Annotated in this window: 2 protein-coding genes; both read left to right on the forward strand. The window is 68.6% G+C overall.

The features are described from left to right. Positions 1-345, forward strand: a 345-nt coding sequence (locus PSEJ31_RS16140; protein ID WP_037035290.1) for a methyl-accepting chemotaxis protein, incomplete at its 5' end; no start/stop codon positions are given. A 335-nt stretch (positions 346-680) separates the two neighbouring features. Continuing rightward, the coding region (locus PSEJ31_RS0113995) for a Tar ligand binding domain-containing protein (RefSeq protein ID WP_037035292.1) at positions 681-2036 on the forward strand (1356 nt) is incomplete at its 3' end.

The raw sequence follows: 2036 nt of genomic DNA on the forward strand, positions 1-2036 counted from the left end.
GCCGATGGCGCCCAGCTGGCCGAGCAGGCCGGCAAGACCATGGGCGAGATCGTGGCCTCGGTGCAGCGCGTGACCGACATCATGGCCGAGATCTCCGCCGCCTCGCAGGAGCAGGCGGCGGGCATCGAGCAGGTCAGCCAGACCCTGGTGCAGATGGACGAGGCTACCCAGCAGAACGCCGCGCTGGTGGAGGAAGCCTCCGCCGCCGCGCGCGCGATGGAGGAACAGGCCAGCCAGCTGGCCGAGGCGGTCGCTGCGTTCCGCCTGGCCGCCCCCGCCGCCTCGCGCGCCGGCAACTCCGCAAGGCCCGGCGTTGCCGCCGTGGATGCCTGGCAGGAGTTCTAGGTGCCGGCCCCGGGAAGGGGCTTCGTTCCGGTCGACGCCGGCTCCGCAACGGGGCCGGCTTGTTTCCTCCCCCCTGCCTTCCTTGCGGCGATCATTGGCCGCGGCCGCGACAAGGCAAGGATCCAGCCGCCCTTGGCGGGCATTAAAGGAATGCGCCTCCGCGGTCGTTAACTAGCACCGCAAACATCGCATTTCATTGATCCGCATCAATCCGCGCTGGCCAATTGCCCGATCGGTGCGCTCCATCACAAGGTGCGCATCCGGGTCGTGCTTGCGCCTAAAGAAAACCCCCGCGACCGCCGCTTCCTCCGGTACCACGTCACAGAGAGGATGCGATGTTTGCCCTGAGGAAACTGAAGGTGGGTCCGCGCCTTGCCGCGGGCTTCGGCTTGCTGCTGCTGCTGATCGCCGGGATCCTGGCCGTGGTCATGCACGGCAACGGCCGAACGTCGGCGCAGTTCGGGCAGGTCGTCGACGTCAACATGGCGAAGATGCGCCTGCTCAACAGCATGCTCAACACGAACAACAGCGTGCTGATGCAGCGGCGCCTGATGCTGATCAAGCGCGGCGCCGACTTCGACGAGGACTACGCCTACGCGCAGAGCCTGTTCGTGGACTACGACAAGGCCTGGGACGAGTTCCTCAAGCTCCCGCGCGACGAAGTGGGCGAGCGCATGGTGCAGGACATCCTCGAGAAGCGCCGCATCGCCGACGAGTCCACCGCCAAGCTCGACGGATTCATGAAGACCGGCGATTTCGACGCCGCCATCGACGTGCTGCTCAACGAACTGCGCCCCCGCGCGGTGGCCTGGAACCAGGCAATCGCCAAGCTTGCCAAGCGCCAGGACGAGCTTTCGCTGCAGAGCCGCGAGGCCTACCTGGAGGTCGAGGCCCGGACCCGCGAGCTGGTGCTGGCGTTCGGCGCACTGAGCATCGTGCTCGGCGCGCTGGCCGCGTACCTGATCACCCGCAGCCTGACCATTCCGCTGACCGATGCCGTCCGCGTCGCCGACGGCATCGCCGACGGCAGGCTGGACAACCAGATCGACACCCGCGGCCGCGACGAGCCCGCGGTCCTGGCCCGCTCGATGCAGCGCATGCAGCAGCAGGTGCAGGCGGTGATCGCCGCGCAGCGCGAGCTGGCCGGGCAGCACGAGGCCGGCACCATCAGCTACCGGATCGACGCGGCCGCCTTCCCGGGCGAATACGGCACGATGGCCGCGGCCTCCAATGCCCTGATCGCCTCCCACGTGGAGACCATCCTCGGCGCGCTGGAGGTGCTCAAGCACTACTCGATCGGCGATTTCAGCGTGGACATGCAGCGCCTGCCCGGCGAAAAGGCGGCGATGACCGCGACCGTCGACGGCATCAAGGGCAACCTCTCGGCCATCAACGGCGAGATCCGCCGCCTGGCCGACGCGGCGGCCGAGGGCGACTTCAGCCAGCGGGGCGACGAGGCGCGCTTCGAGCACGACTTCCGCGCGATGATCGGTGGCCTGAACCGGCTGATGGAGACCACCAACGCCAACCTGGGCGAACTGTCCGCCCTGCTCCAGGCCATCGCCCGCGGCGACCTGAGCGCACGCATGGAAGGCGAGTTCCACGGCGTGTTCGCGCGCATGCGCGACGACGCCAACGCCACCGTCGACCAGCTGACCTCCATCGTCTCGCGCATCCAGGCCGCCTCGGCC

The organism is Pseudoxanthomonas sp. J31, assembly GCF_000510725.1.
In the GTDB taxonomy this organism is placed as follows: Bacteria; Pseudomonadota; Gammaproteobacteria; order Xanthomonadales; family Xanthomonadaceae; genus Pseudoxanthomonas.